The organism is Streptomyces sp. NPDC041129, from assembly GCF_055592265.1.
In genome coordinates this window covers 173,303-191,467 of record NZ_JBVIYV010000006.1, presented here as the reverse complement: position 1 = coordinate 191,467, position 18,165 = coordinate 173,303, and the positions used below count along the sequence as shown (strand labels likewise).

Here is an 18,165-nt window from a genome sequence, read left to right as displayed (position 1 = left end):
ACGCTGTGCGTTTGTTCGAACACCATCCGTGATGGCGTACGGGCACGCGAAACCCACTCACCGTGACGAGTGAATGAGGGGTTTCGGCGCGGGACGCGACCGGCTCGGGGGGGGCGCGTCCCGCGCGGGCGGGCTCAGCCCACCGACGAGTAGGCCACCACGCCTCGCAGGAGCTGGTCCACGGCCTTGCGCGCGGCCTTCGCCACGGTCGAGCCCTCGACGGGCGCTGCGGCGGAGATCTGCCCGAGCACGTCGATCACCTGCTTGCACCAGCGCACGAAGTCGCCCGCCGGCATCTCCGCCTCGCGCAGCACCTCGTCGAGGCCCTTGCCGGAGGCCCACATGTAGGCGGCCCAGGCGAAGCCGAGGTCCGGCTCGCGCTGGCCGACGCCCTCGGTCTGGTTGATCCGGAACTCCTCCTCGACGGCGTCCAGCCGCCCCCAGATCCTGACCATCTCGCCGAGGGCGGCCTTCGCCCTGCCGGAGGGCAGCTTGGGCGCCGTCGCGTCGTCGCTCATCCGGGCCTCGTACACCAGCGCCGAGACGCAGGCGGCGAGTTCGGCCGGGGCGAGGTCCTCCCAGACGCCCTCGCGCAGGCATTCGCTGGCCAGCAGGTCCAGTTCGCCGTAGAGCCGGGCGAGCCGCCTGCCGTGCTCGGTGACCTCGTCGCCGCGCAGGTAGTCCAGCTCGGTGAGCAGCGCCACGATCCGGTCGAAGGTCCGCGCGATGGTGTTCGTACGGCCCTCGATCCGGCGCTCGAGCTGCGAGGTGTCACGCAGCAGGCGGTGGTAGCGCTCGGCCCAGCGGGCGTGGTCCTCGCGGTCGTCGCAGCCGTGGCAGGGATGCGCGCGGATCGCCGTGCGCAGCCGGGCGATCTCCCGATCGTCGGCGGCCTGCGCACGCCTCTTGCGGGCCCGCTCCGGCGGGATGTGCCCGGCCTTGGTGCGCAGCGCCGAGGCCAGATCCCGCCGGGACTGCGGGGAGCGCGGGTTGAAGGACTTCGGGATCCGCATCCGGTCCAGCGGCTCGACCGGCACCGGGAAGTCCATCGACGCCAGCCGCTTGACCTGCCGTTCGGCCGTCAGCACCAGCGGGCGCGGACCGTCGTGGTGGTCGAAGCCCCGGTGGCCGTTGGAACGCCCGGCGGGCAGGCCCGGGTCCAGCACCAGCGCCAGGCCCGCGTACTTGCCGGCGGGCACGTGGATGACGTCGCCCGGCTTGAGCCTCTCCAGGGCGACGGCGGCCTCGGCGCGCCGCTGGCTGGCGCCCTGCCGGGCCAGTTCGGTCTCCCGGTCCTTCAGCTCGCGGCGCAGTCGCGCGTACTCCTCGAAGTCTCCGAGGTGGCAGGTCATGGAGGCCTTGTAGCCGTCCAGGCCCTCCTCGTTGCGCTGCACCTGCCGGGAGATCCCGACGACCGACTTGTCGGCCTGGAACTGCGCGAAGGAGGTCTCCAGCAGTTCGCGGGAGCGGTGCCGGCCGAACTGCTCGACCAGATTGACCGCCATGTTGTACGACGGCTTGAAGCTGGAGCGCAGCGGGTACGTACGCGTGCCGGCGAGACCGGCCAGGTGCTCGGGGCTCATGCCGCGCTGCCACAGCACGACCGCGTGACCCTCGACGTCGATGCCCCGGCGGCCGGCCCGGCCGGTGAGCTGCGTGTACTCACCGGGGGTGATGTCGGCGTGCTGCTCGCCGTTCCACTTGACGAGCTTCTCCAGCACCACCGAACGGGCGGGCATGTTGATGCCGAGCGCGAGCGTCTCGGTCGCGAACACGGCCTTGACCAGCCCGCGTACGAACAGTTCCTCCACGACCTCCTTGAAGGTCGGCAGCATGCCCGCGTGGTGGGCGGCGATCCCGCGCTCCAGGCCCTCCAGCCACTCGTAGTACCCGAGGACGTGCAGGTCCTCCGTCGGGATGGCGGCGGTGCGCTCCTCGACGAGGGCCCGCACCTGTTCCCGGGCCTCGTCGTCGTTGAGCCGGAGGCCCGCGTACAGGCACTGCTGGACGGCCGCCTCACAGGCGGCCCGGCTGAAGATGAAGGTGATGGCGGGCAGCAGGCCCTCGGCGTCGAGGCGCTCGATGACCTCGGGCCGGCCCGGCGTCCACACCCGGGAGCGCTGTCTGCGTTCCCGCTCCCGGTCGGCCTCGCGCATCGCGCGCCCGCGCCGCCGGTCCTGGTACGAGGGCCGGCTCGCCTCCATGCGGGCGAGCCGGGCGAGATCGGGGTTGACGGCCTTCTTGTTGCCCTCGCCCTCCTCGAACAGGTCGTACATCCGGCGCCCGGCGAGCACGTGCTGGAACAGCGGCACGGGCCGGTGCTCGGAGACGATCACCTCGGTGTCGCCGCGGACGGTGTCCAGCCAGTCACCGAACTCCTCGGCGTTGGACACGGTCGCCGACAGCGACACCAGGGTCACCGACTCCGGGAGATGGATGATCACTTCCTCCCAGACGGCGCCGCGGAAGCGGTCGGAGAGGTAGTGCACCTCGTCCATGACCACGTAGCCGAGGCCGAGGAGGGTCTGCGAGCCGGCGTACAGCATGTTCCGCAGCACCTCGGTGGTCATCACGACCACCGGGGCGTCGGAGTTCACGCTGTTGTCGCCGGTGAGCAGGCCGACCTTTGCCGCGCCGTAGCGCCGGCACAGGTCGGCGTATTTCTGGTTGGACAGCGCCTTGATGGGCGTGGTGTAGAAGCACTTCTTGCCCTGCAGCAGGGCGAGGTGGACGGCGAACTCGCCCACGATCGTCTTGCCCGAGCCGGTGGGGGCGGCCACCAGCACACCCTTCCCGGCCTCGAGCGCCTGGCAGGCCTCGATCTGGAAGGGGTCGAGGCCGAAGTCGTACATCTCGCGGAAGGACGCGAGCGCGGTGGCCTGCTCGGCAGCCCGCAGACGGGCGGCCGCGTACCGCTCGGCCGGTGAGAGGTCCTCTGTCATCGTGCTTTCGAGCGTACCGGGCCCCGCTGACAACAGGACGATCATTATCCCGATCGTGCGCTGAGCGGCAGCGCGGATGCGGGCACGGACGGGAAGTGCCCCCGTCCTCGGGAACGGGGGCACCGGCGGCGCTGCGGGTGTGGGGTCAGGTCACGTCGTCGTAGCCGTTGACCCGCTCCACGCTCGCCTGCTCGGGCACCGTGGGGGCGGCCGGGACGGGCTGGACCTCGCCGATGTCCTCGGGCGTCAGATCCAGCTCGGAGGCCTCGTCGTCGGCGGGGCCGGCGGCCTCACGGCGACGCCTGCGCTTGTCGTTGAGCAGGGAGAAGCCGACCGCGCCGAAGTACAGCACCCAGATCGGTCCGGCGAGGGCCAGCATGGAGAGCGGGTCGGTGCTCGGCGTCGCGACGGCCGCGAAGACCGTGATGCCGAGGATCATCGCGCGCCACCAGCCGAGCATCCGCCTGCCGCCCAGCACCCCGGTGAGGTTGAGCATGATCAGCAGCAGGGGCAGCTCGAAGGAGAGGCCGAAGACGATCACCATGCGGGTGACCAACTGGAGCAGGTCGTCCAGCGGCAGCAGGTTCCGGATGGCGCCGTTGGGTGTGAAGTCGATCAGCACCTTGGCGGTGGTCGGCAGCACCTTGTACGCGAAGAAGGCGCCGGCGAAGAACAGCGGGGCACCGGTGAAGACGAACGCGTAGGCGTACTTCTTCTCGTGCCGGTGCAGGCCGGGCGCGACGAAGGCCCAGAGCTGGTAGAGCCAGACCGGCGAGGCGAGCACGACGCCTGCCATCAGCGAGACCTGGAGCGCCAGGGTGAACGGGGCGAGGAGCCCGTTGATGGTGATCTCCGCGCACTGGTGCCTGGCCGAGGACTTCGCCAGTTGCTCGAAGCTCTCCCGACAGCCCACCGAGTCGAGGATCGGCTTGGTCAGGAAGTTGATGATGTCGTTGTAGAAGAAGGCGGCGACGATCGTCACGACGACGATGGCCAGCATGGCCTTCGCGAGCCGGTTGCGGAGCTCACGAAGATGATCCGCGAGAGGCATCCGCCCCTCGGGATCTCTCTCCTTCTTGCGGGCAGACTTGAGCAACCCACGTCCTCATCTCGTGCGGCGGGCCGGAGTGCTCCGGCCCTGCGTCAGCGCTGGGTGGTGTCCGACGGCTCGTTGACCGGCCGCGAGCTGGTCACGTCGCCGGGGGCCGCCTGGATGGTGCGCTGGGACGGAGGCTGCTCGTTGGAGCCGGGCGCCGGGGCGGAGGTGTTGCCCTCTTCCTTCATCGCCTTGGCCTCGCTCTTGAGGATGCGCGCGGACTTGCCGAGCGAGCGCGCCATGTCCGGAAGCTTCTTCGCGCCGAACAGCAGGACGATGACGACGAGGATGAGAATGATCTCGGGGGCTCCGAGCCTTCCGAACATAAGTCTTTACCTTCTCACCGAGGCGACTGGGTGGGTGCTGTCCGACCAGTCGGACACGTGTCCGAGCGATCGTGCTGCCAGCGATCGTAACGCTCAGGGGTGAACGTGAGGCAATCCCCGTGCGTACTCCCGGTCCGCGGCACGCGCCTCGTTATTCGCACCGCGATCAGCAGCGTACCCGCCCCGCCACCCAGCATGACAGGGCGAAGTGGCCCAAACCGTTTCCCTTACCAGACTCTCGGGGTCGTGACCGTCACAGGGTGTCCACGGCGCGGGCCGCGCTCACCGCCGCCCGCTCCAGGTCCTCGGCGGCCCGGTTGATACGGCGCGCGGAGTCGGCGACCTGCTGCCCCAGACGCCGTGCCTCGAGGAAGACCCGCACGGCGAGCACCCCCAGCACGGCGAGTGTCAGAAAACCCACGGCTACCGCGAACATCGGCCAGAACATGACGTCGACCTTAGACGGTCCTACAGCGTGGAGTGCAGCCGCAGGGTGCGGACGCCGCCACCGGTGAGCAGTTCGACGATCCGCTCCCCCGCGGGCTTGCGCACCGAAGCACCGCAGTCGGGGCAGGTGAAGGAGTAGAACGTCGTACGGCTCGTGGCACCTATGGCCAGGCGCAGGGCGCCCGCGGCGAGTTCGAAACGGCCCCGGCAGTCGGGGCAGCCGGCCCGGAACAGCACCGGGACCGCTCTTCTCATCCCGGCGAAGGCGGACGCCACCGTCATCTGGGCGCCGGCCTCCCTCGCGCCCCTCGTGGCCTGGCCCGCACCGGACACCGGAGACTCGCTCAACGCTCCCGCTCCTGCCTGTCGTCACGCCGGTCGTCGGCACCACCGCGCACCGGCGGGGTGTCCGTGTCGTACGCCGCCAGTGCCTCGCGGGCCGCCCGGCGGGCGCTGTCGGCCAGGTCGGGCGGCGAGACGATCCGGCCGTCACGGCCGAGGCGCAGGGCCAGCCGTCTCAGCGAGGCCGGATCGGGGGTACGCAGAGTGATACGCAGGCCGCCGTCGGGAAGCTCATCGGCGCTGTCGTGCGGGTAGTACTCGGCCACCCAGCGGCCGCCGGGGCCGACCTCGATGACCACCTCCGGGTCCTCGGCGGCCGGCTGCACCAGGGCCTCGGACAGGTCCCGCAGCTCCATCTCGGGCGGCGCGGACGGCTCGTCCAGGATCCTGATCTCGGCGACCCGGTCCAGCCGGAAGGTGCGGCGCGCCTCGGAGCGGCGGCACCAGGCCTCCACGTAGGTGTGGCCGACGCTGACCAGGCGGATGGGGTCGATCTCCCGCTCGGTGATCTCGTCGCGCGCGGGTGAGTAGTAGCGGATCCACAGCCGGCGGCGCTCGGAGATCGCGCGGTCGACGTCGGCGAAGACCCCGCCCTCCGACTCGAAGGTCACCGACAGCCGGGCGCTGGCACCGGCCGCTTCCCCGGCCGCGGTCTCCACCTTGGCCGTCGCCCGCAGCAGCGCCTGGCGGTCGCCCTCTCTGAGGCCCGGCAGGGTGGACACCGCGCGGGCGGCCACCAGCAGGGCCGTGGCCTCGTCGGCGGCGAGCCGGAGCGGCTCGGCCGCCTCCTCGCCGAGCGCGGCCGGGTTGTGCCACCAGATGCGCTCGCCGTCGGTGTCGATGTCCAGCAGGTCGCCGCCGCGGAAGCTGGTGCCGCACATGGGCAGCAGATCGAGGTCGGAGACCAGCTCGTCCTCGGTGATGCCGAAGGCACGCGCCACGTCCGCGATCCTGGCGCCGGGGCGCTCCCTCAGGTAGGTGACCAGGGAGAGCATCCGCCGGGTCTGGTCGATGGCGTTCACGGGCCTGACCGGTTTGCCTGCCATGGTGTGCTCCGCTCCCCCTCAGCCCTTGGCCACGGCACGCAGCCGGTCCACCACGTCCGCGCGCAGCTCGGCCGGCTCCACGACCACCGCGTCCGGCCCGAACTCCACCAGCCAGGCGTCCAGTCCGTGCCCGTACGGAATTTCCAACTCGTCCCAGCCGTCGCCGAGTTCCCGGACCGCGGTGGCCTTCGCCCGGAGGGGGTATCCGGATCCGGTGCGCAGCCGGATCAGCGCCGAGCGGTCGGTGATCTCGCCCGCCCAGCTCGCGACGGTCTCGCGCACGGTGACCACGTCGGGCACGGGCGCGGTGAAGCCGGTGCCGCGGGAGCGCACCCGGCCGGTGATCCGGGAGAGCCGGAAGACGCGTTCGGCGCCCCGGTCCCGGTCGAAGCCGGCCAGGTACCAGTGGCCGCGCCAGCACTCCAGCGCCCAGGGCTCGACGTGCCGGGGCTCGGGGCGGGCGGCGGAGGCCTTGCGGTAGTCGAAGACCACGGGGCGGCGGTCGCGGCAGGCCAGCATCAGCGGTTCGAAGGCGGCCTCGTGCACCGGGATGCGCGGCTCCAGGGCGCCGTGCGCCTCGTAGGGGTCGACGTCCTCGGGGAGCCCGGCGGCGCGCAGCTTCTGCAGGGCGCCGCTGGCCGCGCCGGCCAGGCGGGCCTGCTGCCAGACCTTGGCGGCCAGGCCCAGGGCGGCGGCCTCCTCGGCGTCCAGGGTGATGGGAGGCAGGCGGTTGCTGTCGCGGCGGGCGAGATAGCCGACCTCGCCGTCGAGGTTCTCCACGGTCTCGATGACCAGGCCCAGCTCGCGCAGGTCGTCCTTGTCCCGCTCGAACATGCGGTTGAAGGAGTCGTCGCTGCCCACCGCGCCCCGCTCCGGCCTGGCGGCCTCGACGTACGCCTCGATGGAGTCGCGCAGCTCGCGCTTGCTGAGCGGCCGGCGTGTGCCGAGCAGGCACAGCGCGAGGTTCATCAGCCGCTCGGCCTTGGCAATGGCCATCGACGCCCTTCGCCTTCCCTATGGTGCTTCCGACCGATGACCGTACCGCCCCGGGGTGCCGGGGCAAAAGCCGGAGCGGGAAGCGGAGCCGTCCTGAACAGCGGCGGTCACGCGAGGAGGGCCCGTGCGGACAGCACGGGCCCTCCTTCGACCAGGTTCGGTCAGCGCTTGGCAACGCCCACGAGGTCGCAGACGAAGATCAGCGTCTCGCCCGGGGCGATCCGGCCGCCACCGGCGCCGCGGTCGCCGTACGCGAGGTGCGCGGGGATGGTCAGCTGGCGGCGGCCGCCGACCTTCATGCCCTGGACGCCCTTGTCCCAGCCCTGGATGACCTGGCCGACGCCGAGCTGGAAGTCCAGCGGGGTGCCGCGGTTCCAGGAGGCGTCGAACTCCTCGCCGGAGGAGAAGGCGACGCCCACGTAGTGGACCTTGACGACGTCGCCCGCTTCGGCGACCTCGCCGTCCCCTTCCCAGATGTCCTTGATCTCGAGGTCCGCCGGCGGCTCGCCGCCCGGGAAGTCGATCTCGGGCTTCTCGATGCTCACGTCAAAAGCTCCTGCTTGTGTACGACACGAAACACGGACAGTCTGTCATCCCCGCTGGTCTGGCGCCCGCCACGGCGCCGCGGCGGGGCATGGTCACATCGCGGCGAGGATGTCCACCGAGAACACCAGCGTGGCACCCTTCTCGATGCCGCTGCCGCTCGGCGGGGTGTCGCCGTAGCCCAGGTCCGGCGGTACGACGACCAGGACCCGGCTGCCCACCTTCTTGCCGGTCAGGCCCTGCGACAGTCCCTTGACGACCTGCTGCATCTGCTCCAGCGAGAACTGGCTGAGCCGTCCGGAGTCGTACGTCTGCTGGAACGCCTTGTCGCTGCCCCAGACCACGCCCTTGAACTGGCACAGCACCGCCTGGTTCGCCTTGACCTCGGGGCCGTCGCCCTCCAGGACGTAGACGGAGGCCAGCTCCTTCGGCGGGGTGCTCTGCTTGGCCGGCTTGATCTCCGGCGCCTTGCCGTCGGTGTTGGTACCGACCGTCGGCAGCGCGGGGTCGTCCTGCGGGACCTTCTTGCCCTGGGAGGAGCTCTTGGAGTTGAAGGAGTTGATCAGGTCGATGACGAAGACCAGGGTGTCGGTGCCCTTGATGCCCGCCTGCGCGTTGCCCGACTTGCCGTAGCCCCAGGTGGGCGGGACGGCGATGAGGACGCGGCTGCCGGTCTTCTTGCCCTGCAGGGCGTACCGCCAGCCGTCGATGAGGCTGCCCTGGGCGAGCTGCATGACCAGCGGGCGATGGCGGTCGTAGGAGTTGTCGAAGACCTTCGCGGTGCTCCAGATCTGGCCCAGGTAGTTCGCCTCGATGAAGTCGTTCTCCGCGACCGTGCGGCCGCTGCCCGCGATGACCGTCTTGACCGCGAGATCCTTCGACGGTTCGCCCGGCCCCTTGGCGACGGTCGGCTTCTCGCCGAACTTGGTCCCCGCCGTGATCGCCGGCAGCGGCCCGTCCACGATCTTGGGCGGGGGTACCGAGGACGCCGGGCCCGACGGTGTCGGCGACGCGCCGGCCTTGCTGGACTCGGACTTGTCGTCGCCGCATCCGGCGAGCGTGACCAGTCCTGCGGGTACGGCGGCGAGGAGGAGGGAGCGTCGGCGCACGGGAAGGGCCTCGTAATCGGTCGATCTTGCGGATTGGCGTGCGCGCAACTCTACGACGCGAGGCGGGCGCCGTACGGGAAACGTACGGCGCCCGTGTGGCGTTCCGGCATTTCGGCGCGGAGACGCTTGACTCGCGTGCGGTGTCACATCCCGGCGATGAGCTTCTCCACGCGGTCGTCCACCGAGCGGAACGGGTCCTTGCACAACACGGTGCGCTGTGCCTGGTCGTTGAGCTTGAGGTGCACCCAGTCGACCGTGAAGTCCCGGCGCTGCTCCTGTGCCCGGCGGATGAAGTCGCCGCGCAGCCGGGCCCGAGTGGTCTGCGGGGGCACCGACTTGCCCTCGAAGATCTTCAAGTCGTTGCAGATCCGGGCGGCTTGGCCCTTCTTCTCCAGCAGGTAGTAGAGACCCCGGCGACGGTGGATGTCGTGGTACGCGAGGTCTATCTGGGCGACCCGCGGGTGCGACATGGTCATGTTGTGCTTGGCCCGGTACCGCTCGATGAGCTTGTACTTCATGACCCAGTCGATCTCGGTGCCGATCCGGTCCAGTTCCTCGGTCTCGATGGCGTCGAGGGTGCGGCCCCACAGCTCCAGGACCTGCGCGACCGTGCCGGTGCGGATGCCGCGGCGGTCGCAGAAGTCGACGGCCTTGTCGAAGTACTCGCGCTGCACCTCCAGCGCGGAGGCCTCCCGGCCGCTGGCCAGGCGCACCTTGCGCCGGCCGGTGATGTCGTGGCTGACCTCGCGGATCGCCCGGATCGGGTTCTCCAGGGTGAGGTCGCGCATCACGGTGCCCGCCTCGATCATGCGCAGCACCAGGTCGGTCGCGCCGACCTTGAGCAGCATGGTCGTCTCGGACATGTTCGAGTCGCCGACGATGACGTGCAGCCGGCGGTACCGCTCGGCGTCCGCGTGCGGTTCGTCGCGGGTGTTGATGATCGGCCTGGAGCGGGTCGTCGCCGAGGAGACGCCCTCCCAGATGTGCTCGGCGCGCTGGCTGACGCAGTACACGGCGCCGCGCGGGGTCTGCAGGACCTTGCCCGCGCCGCACAGCAGCTGCCTGGTCACCAGGAAGGGGATGAGGATGTCCGCGAGCCGGGAGAACTCCCCGTGCCGGGCCACGAGATAGTTCTCGTGGCAGCCGTAGGAGTTGCCCGCCGAGTCGGTGTTGTTCTTGAAGAGGTAGACGTCGCCCGCGATTCCCTCCTCGTGCAGGCGTCGTTCCGCGTCCACCAGGAGTCCTTCGAGAATGCGCTCGCCGGCCTTGTCGTGAGTGACCAGTTCGGTCACGTTGTCACATTCGGGTGTGGCGTATTCCGGATGTGACCCCACGTCCAGATAGAGCCGGGCGCCGTTTCGCAGAAAGACATTGCTGCTGCGGCCCCATGACACGACACGGCGGAAGAGGTACCGCGCCACCTCGTCAGGAGACAGGCGGCGCTGTCCCCTGAACGTGCACGTGACGCCGTACTCGTTCTCCAGCCCGAAAATGCGGCGGTCCATGACTGAACATTACGCCCGATCCCCCGAGCTGAAACGGGGTTCGGCAGCACGATTTGGATCATTTTCCGATGAAGCCGCAACAACCCCGCTCCGCGCGGGAGCTGCGAGGACCCGCCCGGTGGCGAGCAGGACCAGCAGGGACACGGCTCCCGCGGCACCGGGGACGGCGTATCCCCACAGCGGGCCGCCGGCCTGGACCACCGGACCCGCCACGCCCGTTCCCACCGAGGCGCCCACGGTGAACGTCGTCACAAGCCAGGAGAACGCCTCGGTGACGGTTCCGCTCGGCGCGTGCCGGTCGACGATGATGAAGGCGCAGGCGATGCAGGGGGCGAGGAACACCCCGGAGACCAGGCTGAGCAGCACCATGGCCACGGCGCCCGGCATCAGCATCAGCGGCAGGTAACAGACCGCCAGAAGCGCCACCAGGACCCGCAGTCGCCGCTCGGGCGCGCCGCTCCAGGCGCGCGCGCCGTACACGGTGCCGCCGATGAGCGCCCCGAGGCCGAGAGCGGCCATCAGCCAGCCGTAGACCGCGTCGCCGCCGTGCTCGTCGGCGTACGGCACCGAGGCCACGGTGATGGAGCCGAGCGCGATGCCGACGAACAGGAAGGCGCCCAGCAACACGAGCAGGCCGGGCGAGCGCAGCGCTCCCAGCCAGTGCGCCTCGCGCGGCGCCGAGCGCCACGCGCGCGAGGGCGGCGAGAGGACCACGGTGAGCGCGCCGAGGACGCCGACGGCGTTCAGCACCAGCAGCGCCGCCCGCTCCGACCACAGCGACACGCACAGCGTCACCAGCAACGGGCCCACGGTGAACATGACTTCCTGGGCGACGGCGTCCATGGCGTACGCGGTGTGCACCTGCTCCTCGCGGCGCAGCACCGAGGGCCACAGGGCCCGCAGGCCGCCCTCCAGCGGCGGGGTGAACAGGCCGGCGGCGGCCACGGCGGCGCAGGCTAGGGGCAGCGGAGCGGTGCCGGAGAACGCGAAGGCGGCCATCGCCAGCGCCGACAGGACCGCCGCGGGCAGCTGGACGCGCGGCTGGCCGTACAGGTCCACCAGGCGGCCCAGCACGGGCTGGCCGACGGCGTTGGCGACGCCGTACACGGCCGCGAGGGCGCCCGCCAGGCCGTACGTGCCGCCCTCGGCGCGGACGAACAGCACCAGCGCGATCGCGGCGGTCGCGTTGGGCAGCCGGCCCACCAGGGTGCCGGTCAGCAGCCGGGCCGCGTGTCTCGCCCTGAGGATCTCCAGGTATCCCGCGGCCATGTCCCGCCTCCAAGTGTTACGTATAACCCCGCCTGTCATACGTACCATGTGCGCTGTTCACCCGTCCAGACGACCGGACGTGAGCCGACGGGCCGCGGAGCCCGGGGCGAGCGACCGCCAGAACAGGAGCACCCCCGCGGTGGCACGCAGCAGCACCCGCCCGACCAGCCGTGACGTCGCACAGGCGGCCGGAGTCTCCCAGGCGGCCGTCTCCCTCGTGCTCGGTGACAAATGGCGCGGCCGGGTCTCCGAGGCCACCGCCGACCGGGTCCGGGAAGCCGCCCGCGACCTCGGCTACCGGCCCAACCTCGCCGCACGCAACCTGCGCCTCGGCCGCACCCGTACCGTCCTGCTCGTCGTCCCCGCGCTCACCACCGAGTTCTTCGCCGGTGTCTACACCGGGGCGGCACGCGTCGCCGCCCGGCACGGCTTCGGCGTCGTGCTGTACCCCTCCCCCGAGGGCATCGGCCCCGCCCGCGACCCCTTCGCCTCCGCACAGGCCGCCCTGGACGGCGTCATCGCCTCCTCCATGGCCGCCGACGCCCTCACCGCCATCCGCGGCGACCAGCTTCCCCTGGTCATGCTCGACAGCGACCCGGACGGCAGCCTCGGCGCCGCCACCGTGAACCTCGACATCGCCGACGGCGTACGGCAGGTCACCGAACACCTGCTGGCCCTCGGCCACCGCCACATCCTGCACCTCGCCGCCGACGTGCCCTCCTGGACCTTCGAGATGCGCGCCCGGGAACTCGCCGCCCGGCTCGCCGCCGTACCCGGGACGGAGATCCGGACCGCCCCCGCACCGATCTCCATCGACGGGGCCCGCACCGCCACCGAGGCCGCGCTGGCCGCCCCCGGCCCCCGCCCGACCGCCGTGGTGTGCGACGACGACAAACTGGCCGCCGGTGCCTACAAGGCCCTGCGCCGCCTCGGCCTGCGCGTCCCCGACGACATGTCCGTCACCGGCCTGGACGACCTGGCCCTCGCCACCGCCCTCGACCCCGAACTCACCACCGTCCGGCTCGACGCCGAACTGTTCGGGCAACGCGGCATGGAAGCCCTGCTCGCCGTCCTGGACGGCCGGGAACCACCCGGCGGGGACATCCCCGTCGAACTCGTCGCACGCGGCTCCACGGGCCCGGCAGCGCCCACCGTGCCCTAGCGCGGCCCCAGGGCACGGTCCCCGGCGGCACCCACGGCGCGACGCCGCGCCTCCCGCACCGCCGACCCCGACACGCCCTCACGAGCCCCGCACCCCCGCCCTCGGCCCGGCTCCATGAACCCTCACGCCCTCCCGCCGACCCCGCGCGGCTCCCCGAACCCCCGCACCACCCCGCCGACCGCAAGGCGGTCCAACGACCCCGTCCTCACGGGCCCCAGCACGGCCCCACGGGCCCGCCCGCCCCGCCGGCCCTCGTGCCGGAGCCGGCGGGGCGGGGTGGCTCGAGACGGCGCAGCGACTCGGCCACCGCATCGCCCGGCCGCCGCTAGCCGCCCGTCGGCAGCAGACGGCTCACCGTCTCCTCGAGCCGGGGCAGCGCCCGCTGCCCCGCCAGCGCCACCGCGATGCCCGCCACCACTCCGGCCCACCCCACCGGCCCCAGCGGGGTGCAGCCGACCGCGCGGCTCACCACCGGGACCTGGATGAGGGCGACCAGCGCCACCGCCGAACCCAGCGACGTCACCCGGACCAGCGGGCTGTCCCGGCGGTCCAGCAACGTCTGGGCGAGCTGGGTGCCGACCACCCCGCACAGCGCCATCGTGCTCGAACGGCGTGCCGTGCCCGGCGTGAAACGGCCGATCAGCCACGCCGTCACCGCGCCCAGACACGTGGTCAGCGCCCGATGCCGGATCTGGCGGATCAACGGCTCCCCCAGTACACCGCCCGCCGCGTCCTCCGGTGTCCGCGGCCCCGACCGCTCCGCGGCCTCCGCCCCGGCCTTCGGCGTCACCGCGACCGCCATCGCCGGGAACAGATCCGTGAACAGGTTCACCAGCAGCATCTGCCGCGTCGACAACGGCGCCCGGCCCGACACCAGCGTGCCCAGCAGACCGAACCCCACCTCACCGGCGTTGCCGCCGATCAGGATCGCGATCGCGTCGGCCACGCTGTGCCACAGCGCGCGCCCCTCCACGACCGCGTCGATCAGCACCGTCAGATCCTCGTCCGTCAGCACGATGTCCGCGGCGTTTCGCGCCGCCGCCGAGCCCCGGGCGTTGATGCCCACACCGATGTCGGCCGCCCGGATCGCCGCCGCGTCGTTGGCGCCGTCACCCACCATCCCCACCACCCGGCCCGCATCCCGCAACGCCTCCACCACCTGCAGCTTCTGCTCCGGGGCCACCCGCGCCACCACACCCGCGTCCCGCAGCATCCGGGCCCGCCCCGAACGGTCCGCCGCACCCAGCTCGTCCCCCGTCACCACCACCGGCTCCTCCGGCCACCCGAGCGCGCGGGCGATCGCCCGCGCCGTCTGCGGATGGTCCCCGGTCAGCATCACCGGCCGCACCCCGGCCTCGTGCAGACCCCGCACCAACGCCGTAGACGTCTCCCGCGGCACATCCGAGAACGCCAGCAGACCCGTGAAACGCAGCTCCCGCAGCGGCTCCTCGAGCACCCCGGCCGAATCCTCGACCTCCGCCAGCCGGCGCCCGGCCACCGCAAGCACCCGCAGCCCGTCACCGGCCAGTACATGCGCACCCTCCGAGGCGTGCGACGGCAGCTCCCGGCAGGCCGGCAGCACCGTCTCCGGAGCGCCCTTCACCACCAGCACCCGCGCCCCGTCACCCGTCCGGCCGACCGCCGCCGCGTACCCGCGCGCGGCCTCGAACGACAGCCCCTCCAACTGGGTCCACCCCGGATCGTCCCCGGCCGCGTCCAGCACCGCCTCGTCCGTCGCGTGCACCGGCCGCTCCGACCCCCCGTTCACCCGCGGACACGCACGCGCCGCCGCCCGCACCGTCTCCGCCGCCGCCACGTCGTCCGCGGCGCACACCCCGCCCCCGGCATCCCACACCCGCACCAGCCGCAGCCGGTTCTCCGTCAGCGTGCCCGTCTTGTCGAAACAGACGGTGTCCATCCGCCCCAGCGCCTCCAGCGCGCGCGGCGTACGCACCAGCACCCCGTCACCGCTCAGCCGCCGCGCCGCCGCCAACTGCGCCACCGTCGCCACCAGCGGCAACCCCTCCGGCACCGCCGCCACGGCGACCGCCACCCCGCCGCTCACCGCATCCCGGACCGGCGTCCCCCGCAGCAACGCCAGCCCCGTCACGGCCGCCCCACCGCCCAGCGTCCACGGCAGCGCCTTGCGCGTCAGCTCCTGCAGCCTCGCCTGAACCCCGCCCGCCGGCGGCGTACGAGCGGCCAGATGAACCGCCCGCGCCGCCTCCGTACGGTCACCGGTGTCCACCACCACGGCACGAGCCGTCCCCGCCACCACCGTCGTCCCCTCGAACACCATGCACCGCCGGTCGGCCACCACCGCGTGCGGCGTCCGGTCCGTCTGCTTCTGCACCGGCAGCGACTCCCCCGTCAACGCCGACTCGTCGACCTCAAGCCCCTCCTCCCACAGCAACCGGGCATCCGCCGGCACCACGTCGTCCCCGGCCAGCTCGATCACATCACCCGGCCGCAGCCCACCCGCGTCCACCGTGCGCGTCCCACCCGCCGGCGCCTCCTCCGGCGACGGCGCCACCCGCGCCTTTCGCTGCTGGTCCGCCAGCAGCCCGGACAACGCCCGCTCCGCACGCAACCGCTGCACCCCGCCCACCAGCGCGTTCAGATCCAGCGCGCCCACCACCAGCAGCGCGTCCACCACCGAACCCAAGATCGCCGACGCCGCCGAACCCACCGCCAGCACCGGAGTCAGCGGATCATGCAGCTCACCACTGACCGCCCTGCCCAACCGCACACTCCAGCGCACCGGACCCACCGCCGGATGCCTGGCCACCGCACCCGCCGCACCACGCACCCCGGCCGTCACCCGGTCCAGCCCGCTCACCTCGGCAGCCGGCTCCCGGCCCAGCCGCTCCCGAGCCTCCTCCACGTCCAGCTCATGCCAGTGCACCCGGCGACGCGGACGCGGCGCCGAAGCCGCCGCCACCGCCAGGCCCGCCCGCACCCCCGAGAACAACGCACCCGCCGCCGCCACGTCCACCGGCACATGCCGCATCCCCGGCAGCACCGCCAGCCGCCCACGCCCTCCCCTGGACTCCCCCACCGCCACCAGCAGCCCCGAGAGCGCGGCACCCGACCGCGCCAGCGTCTGCGACCGCCCACCCACCGCACGCGCCGCCGGAACCGCCTTCAGCACCCGCCACACATCCGGCAGACCGCGCCGGGCCAGCACATCCGCTCCCCACACCACCGCCCCGTCCCCGTCCACCAGGGCCACCGCCAGATCACCGGCCCGCAACCCCGCCAGCACCTCACGGTCGTCCGCCGAACCCAGCCGGGCGACCGTGATCACGGCCCCGCCGTCACCGCGCATCCCGCACACCACGTCGTCCAGCGGCCGCCGCGCGTCCACCACCACGTCCGCCAGACCCGCGAAATCCTCCAGCACCGGGTCGTCCACCACCACGACCCGCAGCCCCGCCCGCCGCGCCGCGTCCAGCACCGGCTCCGTCCACGGATCCACCGCACCGTCCGCCGCACGCAGCGCACTCGGATGCAGCACCACCGTCCCCGCCAGCTCCAGCTGCCACAACCGCTCCGGCGCCCGCACCAGCGCCCCCACCCGAGCCAGCGCACCGCCCAGCACGGCGTGGAAAGCCGCCGGACCGTACCGCGCCGCCTTCGGCGAACCGGCCAGCACCGCCTCCGCCGCCTCCGCAACGTCATGCTTCACCAGCAACGTCGCCAGCGCGCCGATCACACTCCCCGCCGCCGCATGAGCCGCGTACTCCTGCGCCGGAGTCGCCCGCAACGGCGGCCGCTCCCACCCCCCGCCACCCACACTCACCCGCTCCGGGGCACACAACTCGTCATGCACCGTGTCGAACGCCGCAGCCCGCGCCACCGCCTCCGCCAGCTGACACCCCCGCAACACCCCGTCCAGCACGAGCGAAGCCGGACTCTGCCCCGCCCCGTGCGCCACCGCGTTCGCACCCGCCAGCACCAGATCCATACCCGGCCCGCCGAGCCGCCGCCGCAACACCGCACGCACCCGCGGGTTCTCCCGCAAGAACGTCACCGCCGCCGTCACCGTCCGCGGCGACGGCGGCAACCGCCACGCATACGCCGCGAACGCCGCACCCGTACCCACCACGTCGGCCGCGAGTGCCGCCGCCGCGACCCGCACCGCCACCGGATCCGCCGGATGCGACAACTCCTCCGGATCACCACCCAGCTCCAGACCATGGCACGCCGCCACGTCCGCCACGTGGTCCAGCACCAGGTCCGCCAGCCCGTCCTCGGACGCCGTCACCACCAACCGGGCCAACCCGTCGTCCCAGTAGGCCAGCAGCACATCAGGATGCTCCGCCACCGCGGCGGCCACCCGACGCCCCAGACGCTCCCTGCCGTGCCGCGCCGCCTCCTCGTGCGCCGGCCGCAACGCCACATGCTGCCGGGCACCCGCACGCCACCGGCCCGCACCACCCGGCAGCGCGTTGCCCGCGACCCGCCCCACCCGCACCGCCGCGTCCGCACCACGCACCCCGGCGCGCGCCGTACCCGCCACCACCCCGGCCGCCGCACCCACCACCGGAACGGCCGCCCGCGCCAGCAACCGCGGCGCCGCCGGCACCAGCCGGGCGGCCGCCGACGGAACCGTCAGCAAGGAGAACACCATCGAACGTCCTCAGCGCGTCGCACGGCCCGGCCGCGCCGTGGGCCCGAGACGCCCACCATGCGCGCCCTGCCCGCTGTGCGCGGCGGAGCCGCCGTGCTCACCGGACCCACCGTGCCGCTGCCCCGGCCGCTCCGCGGCCGCCGCCGTCCGATGCGTCGCCGCCCACGCCATCGCCTCGTCGTCCGGCTCGGCCCGCACCGACTCGTCCGGCTCGTCCGCACGCTCCACCGGCTCACCGTCCTCCACGGGCTCACCGAGGCGCCCCACCCCGGGCTCCGCCCTCCCGGCGCCGGGCCGCGGCTGGGTCAGCCACGCCACCGCGGCACCCGTCAGCGCCACCGGCCACTCCACCACCCCCGCGACCCCCAGCACCCCGGCCCCCGTGTACACCGCCAGCCGCCGGCTCCGCGGCGACACCGCGCCCACCTTGTCCAGCGTGCCCTCCGCGACCCTGCTCACCATCCCGGCACCGGGCAACCGCCCCAGCACCGAGGCCGCGCCCCGCACGGGTGCGGTGAGGACCGAGGACGACCTCTGCTCCGCCATGACTCCTCCACCTCCGCACAGTCCTGCCGTGCCCTCCGAGTGCCCCGGCTCAGCGGGTCATCCCACAGGCCGGCGGCGAACGCCGCCCACACCTCAAGGTTCCGGTCCCCGGGCGCGAGCCGCACGCCGAACGCACCGCGCCCCGGCCGAAACGGCCGGGGCGCGGTATGGGTGAGACGACGGCGAAGCCGCCGTGGACGGGC

14 protein-coding genes are annotated in these 18,165 nt (G+C 72.8%); 1 reads left to right on the top strand and 13 read right to left on the bottom strand.

All coding sequences use genetic code 11. The features are described 5' to 3' along the window. Nucleotides 1-134: 134 nt before the first annotated feature. The 11 genes from ACZ6B1_RS20980 to ACZ6B1_RS20930 form a co-directional block, all read right to left on the bottom strand. Complete coding sequence (locus tag ACZ6B1_RS20980; RefSeq protein WP_468780444.1) at nt 135-2,987, bottom strand: DEAD/DEAH box helicase; 2,853 nt, start codon at nt 2,985-2,987, stop codon at nt 135-137. A 100-nt stretch (nt 2,988-3,087) separates the two neighbouring features. Continuing rightward, nucleotides 3,088-4,038, bottom strand: coding sequence for a twin-arginine translocase subunit TatC (tatC, locus tag ACZ6B1_RS20975; RefSeq protein ID WP_468780442.1), 951 nt, complete (start codon nt 4,036-4,038; stop codon nt 3,088-3,090). 47 nt (nt 4,039-4,085) lie between these two features. Beyond that, on the bottom strand, nt 4,086-4,364 hold the full coding sequence (gene tatA, locus ACZ6B1_RS20970) for a Sec-independent protein translocase subunit TatA (RefSeq protein ID WP_468780440.1): 279 nt from the start codon (nt 4,362-4,364) through the stop codon (nt 4,086-4,088). 253 nt (nt 4,365-4,617) lie between these two features. After that, a complete protein-coding gene (locus ACZ6B1_RS20965; protein WP_390056483.1) occupies nt 4,618-4,812 on the bottom strand; it encodes a hypothetical protein in 195 nt (64 codons plus the stop codon). Between the two features lie 20 nt (nt 4,813-4,832). Beyond that, nucleotides 4,833-5,159 carry a hypothetical protein gene (locus ACZ6B1_RS20960; protein ID WP_468780438.1) on the bottom strand — a complete coding sequence of 109 codons (327 nt, stop codon included), beginning with the start codon at nt 5,157-5,159 and terminating at the stop codon, nt 4,833-4,835. Further along, nucleotides 5,156-6,199 (bottom strand): helix-turn-helix transcriptional regulator, encoded by a 1,044-nt coding sequence (locus tag ACZ6B1_RS20955; protein WP_468780436.1) that lies wholly within the window; start codon nt 6,197-6,199, stop codon nt 5,156-5,158. The genes ACZ6B1_RS20960 and ACZ6B1_RS20955 overlap by 4 nt, the downstream gene beginning before the upstream one ends. Before the next feature lie 18 nt (nt 6,200-6,217). Beyond that, nucleotides 6,218-7,195 carry a helix-turn-helix transcriptional regulator gene (locus ACZ6B1_RS20950; protein ID WP_468780434.1) on the bottom strand — a complete coding sequence of 326 codons (978 nt, stop codon included), beginning with the start codon at nt 7,193-7,195 and terminating at the stop codon, nt 6,218-6,220. Between the two features lie 161 nt (nt 7,196-7,356). Next, nucleotides 7,357-7,740 carry an FKBP-type peptidyl-prolyl cis-trans isomerase gene (locus tag ACZ6B1_RS20945; RefSeq protein WP_468780432.1) on the bottom strand — a complete coding sequence of 128 codons (384 nt, stop codon included), beginning with the start codon at nt 7,738-7,740 and terminating at the stop codon, nt 7,357-7,359. Between the two features lie 93 nt (nt 7,741-7,833). Further along, nucleotides 7,834-8,847, bottom strand: a complete 1,014-nt coding sequence (locus ACZ6B1_RS20940) for an FKBP-type peptidyl-prolyl cis-trans isomerase (RefSeq protein ID WP_468780430.1) — start codon at nt 8,845-8,847, stop codon at nt 7,834-7,836. Nucleotides 8,848-8,990: 143 nt separating this feature from the next. Continuing rightward, complete coding sequence (gene pafA, locus ACZ6B1_RS20935; RefSeq protein ID WP_073899688.1) at nt 8,991-10,352, bottom strand: Pup--protein ligase; 1,362 nt, start codon at nt 10,350-10,352, stop codon at nt 8,991-8,993. A 9-nt stretch (nt 10,353-10,361) separates the two neighbouring features. After that, nucleotides 10,362-11,621: an MFS transporter gene (locus ACZ6B1_RS20930; RefSeq protein WP_468780428.1), complete on the bottom strand. Its 1,260-nt coding sequence runs from the start codon at nt 11,619-11,621 to the stop codon at nt 10,362-10,364. 139 nt (nt 11,622-11,760) lie between these two features. Here ACZ6B1_RS20930 and ACZ6B1_RS20925 point away from each other — a divergent pair, with 139 nt between their 5' ends. Beyond that, on the top strand, nt 11,761-12,783 hold the full coding sequence (locus tag ACZ6B1_RS20925) for a LacI family DNA-binding transcriptional regulator (protein ID WP_468780426.1): 1,023 nt from the start codon (nt 11,761-11,763) through the stop codon (nt 12,781-12,783). A gap of 325 nt (nt 12,784-13,108) precedes the next feature. Here ACZ6B1_RS20925 and ACZ6B1_RS20920 read toward each other — a convergent pair whose 3' ends face one another. Both ACZ6B1_RS20920 and ACZ6B1_RS20915 read right to left on the bottom strand, forming a co-directional pair. Then, nucleotides 13,109-17,416, bottom strand: coding sequence for an HAD-IC family P-type ATPase (locus tag ACZ6B1_RS20920; protein ID WP_468780424.1), 4,308 nt, complete (start codon nt 17,414-17,416; stop codon nt 13,109-13,111). 9 nt (nt 17,417-17,425) lie between these two features. Further along, nucleotides 17,426-17,962, bottom strand: a complete 537-nt coding sequence (locus ACZ6B1_RS20915) for a hypothetical protein (RefSeq protein WP_468780422.1) — start codon at nt 17,960-17,962, stop codon at nt 17,426-17,428. Nucleotides 17,963-18,165 lie beyond the last annotated feature (203 nt).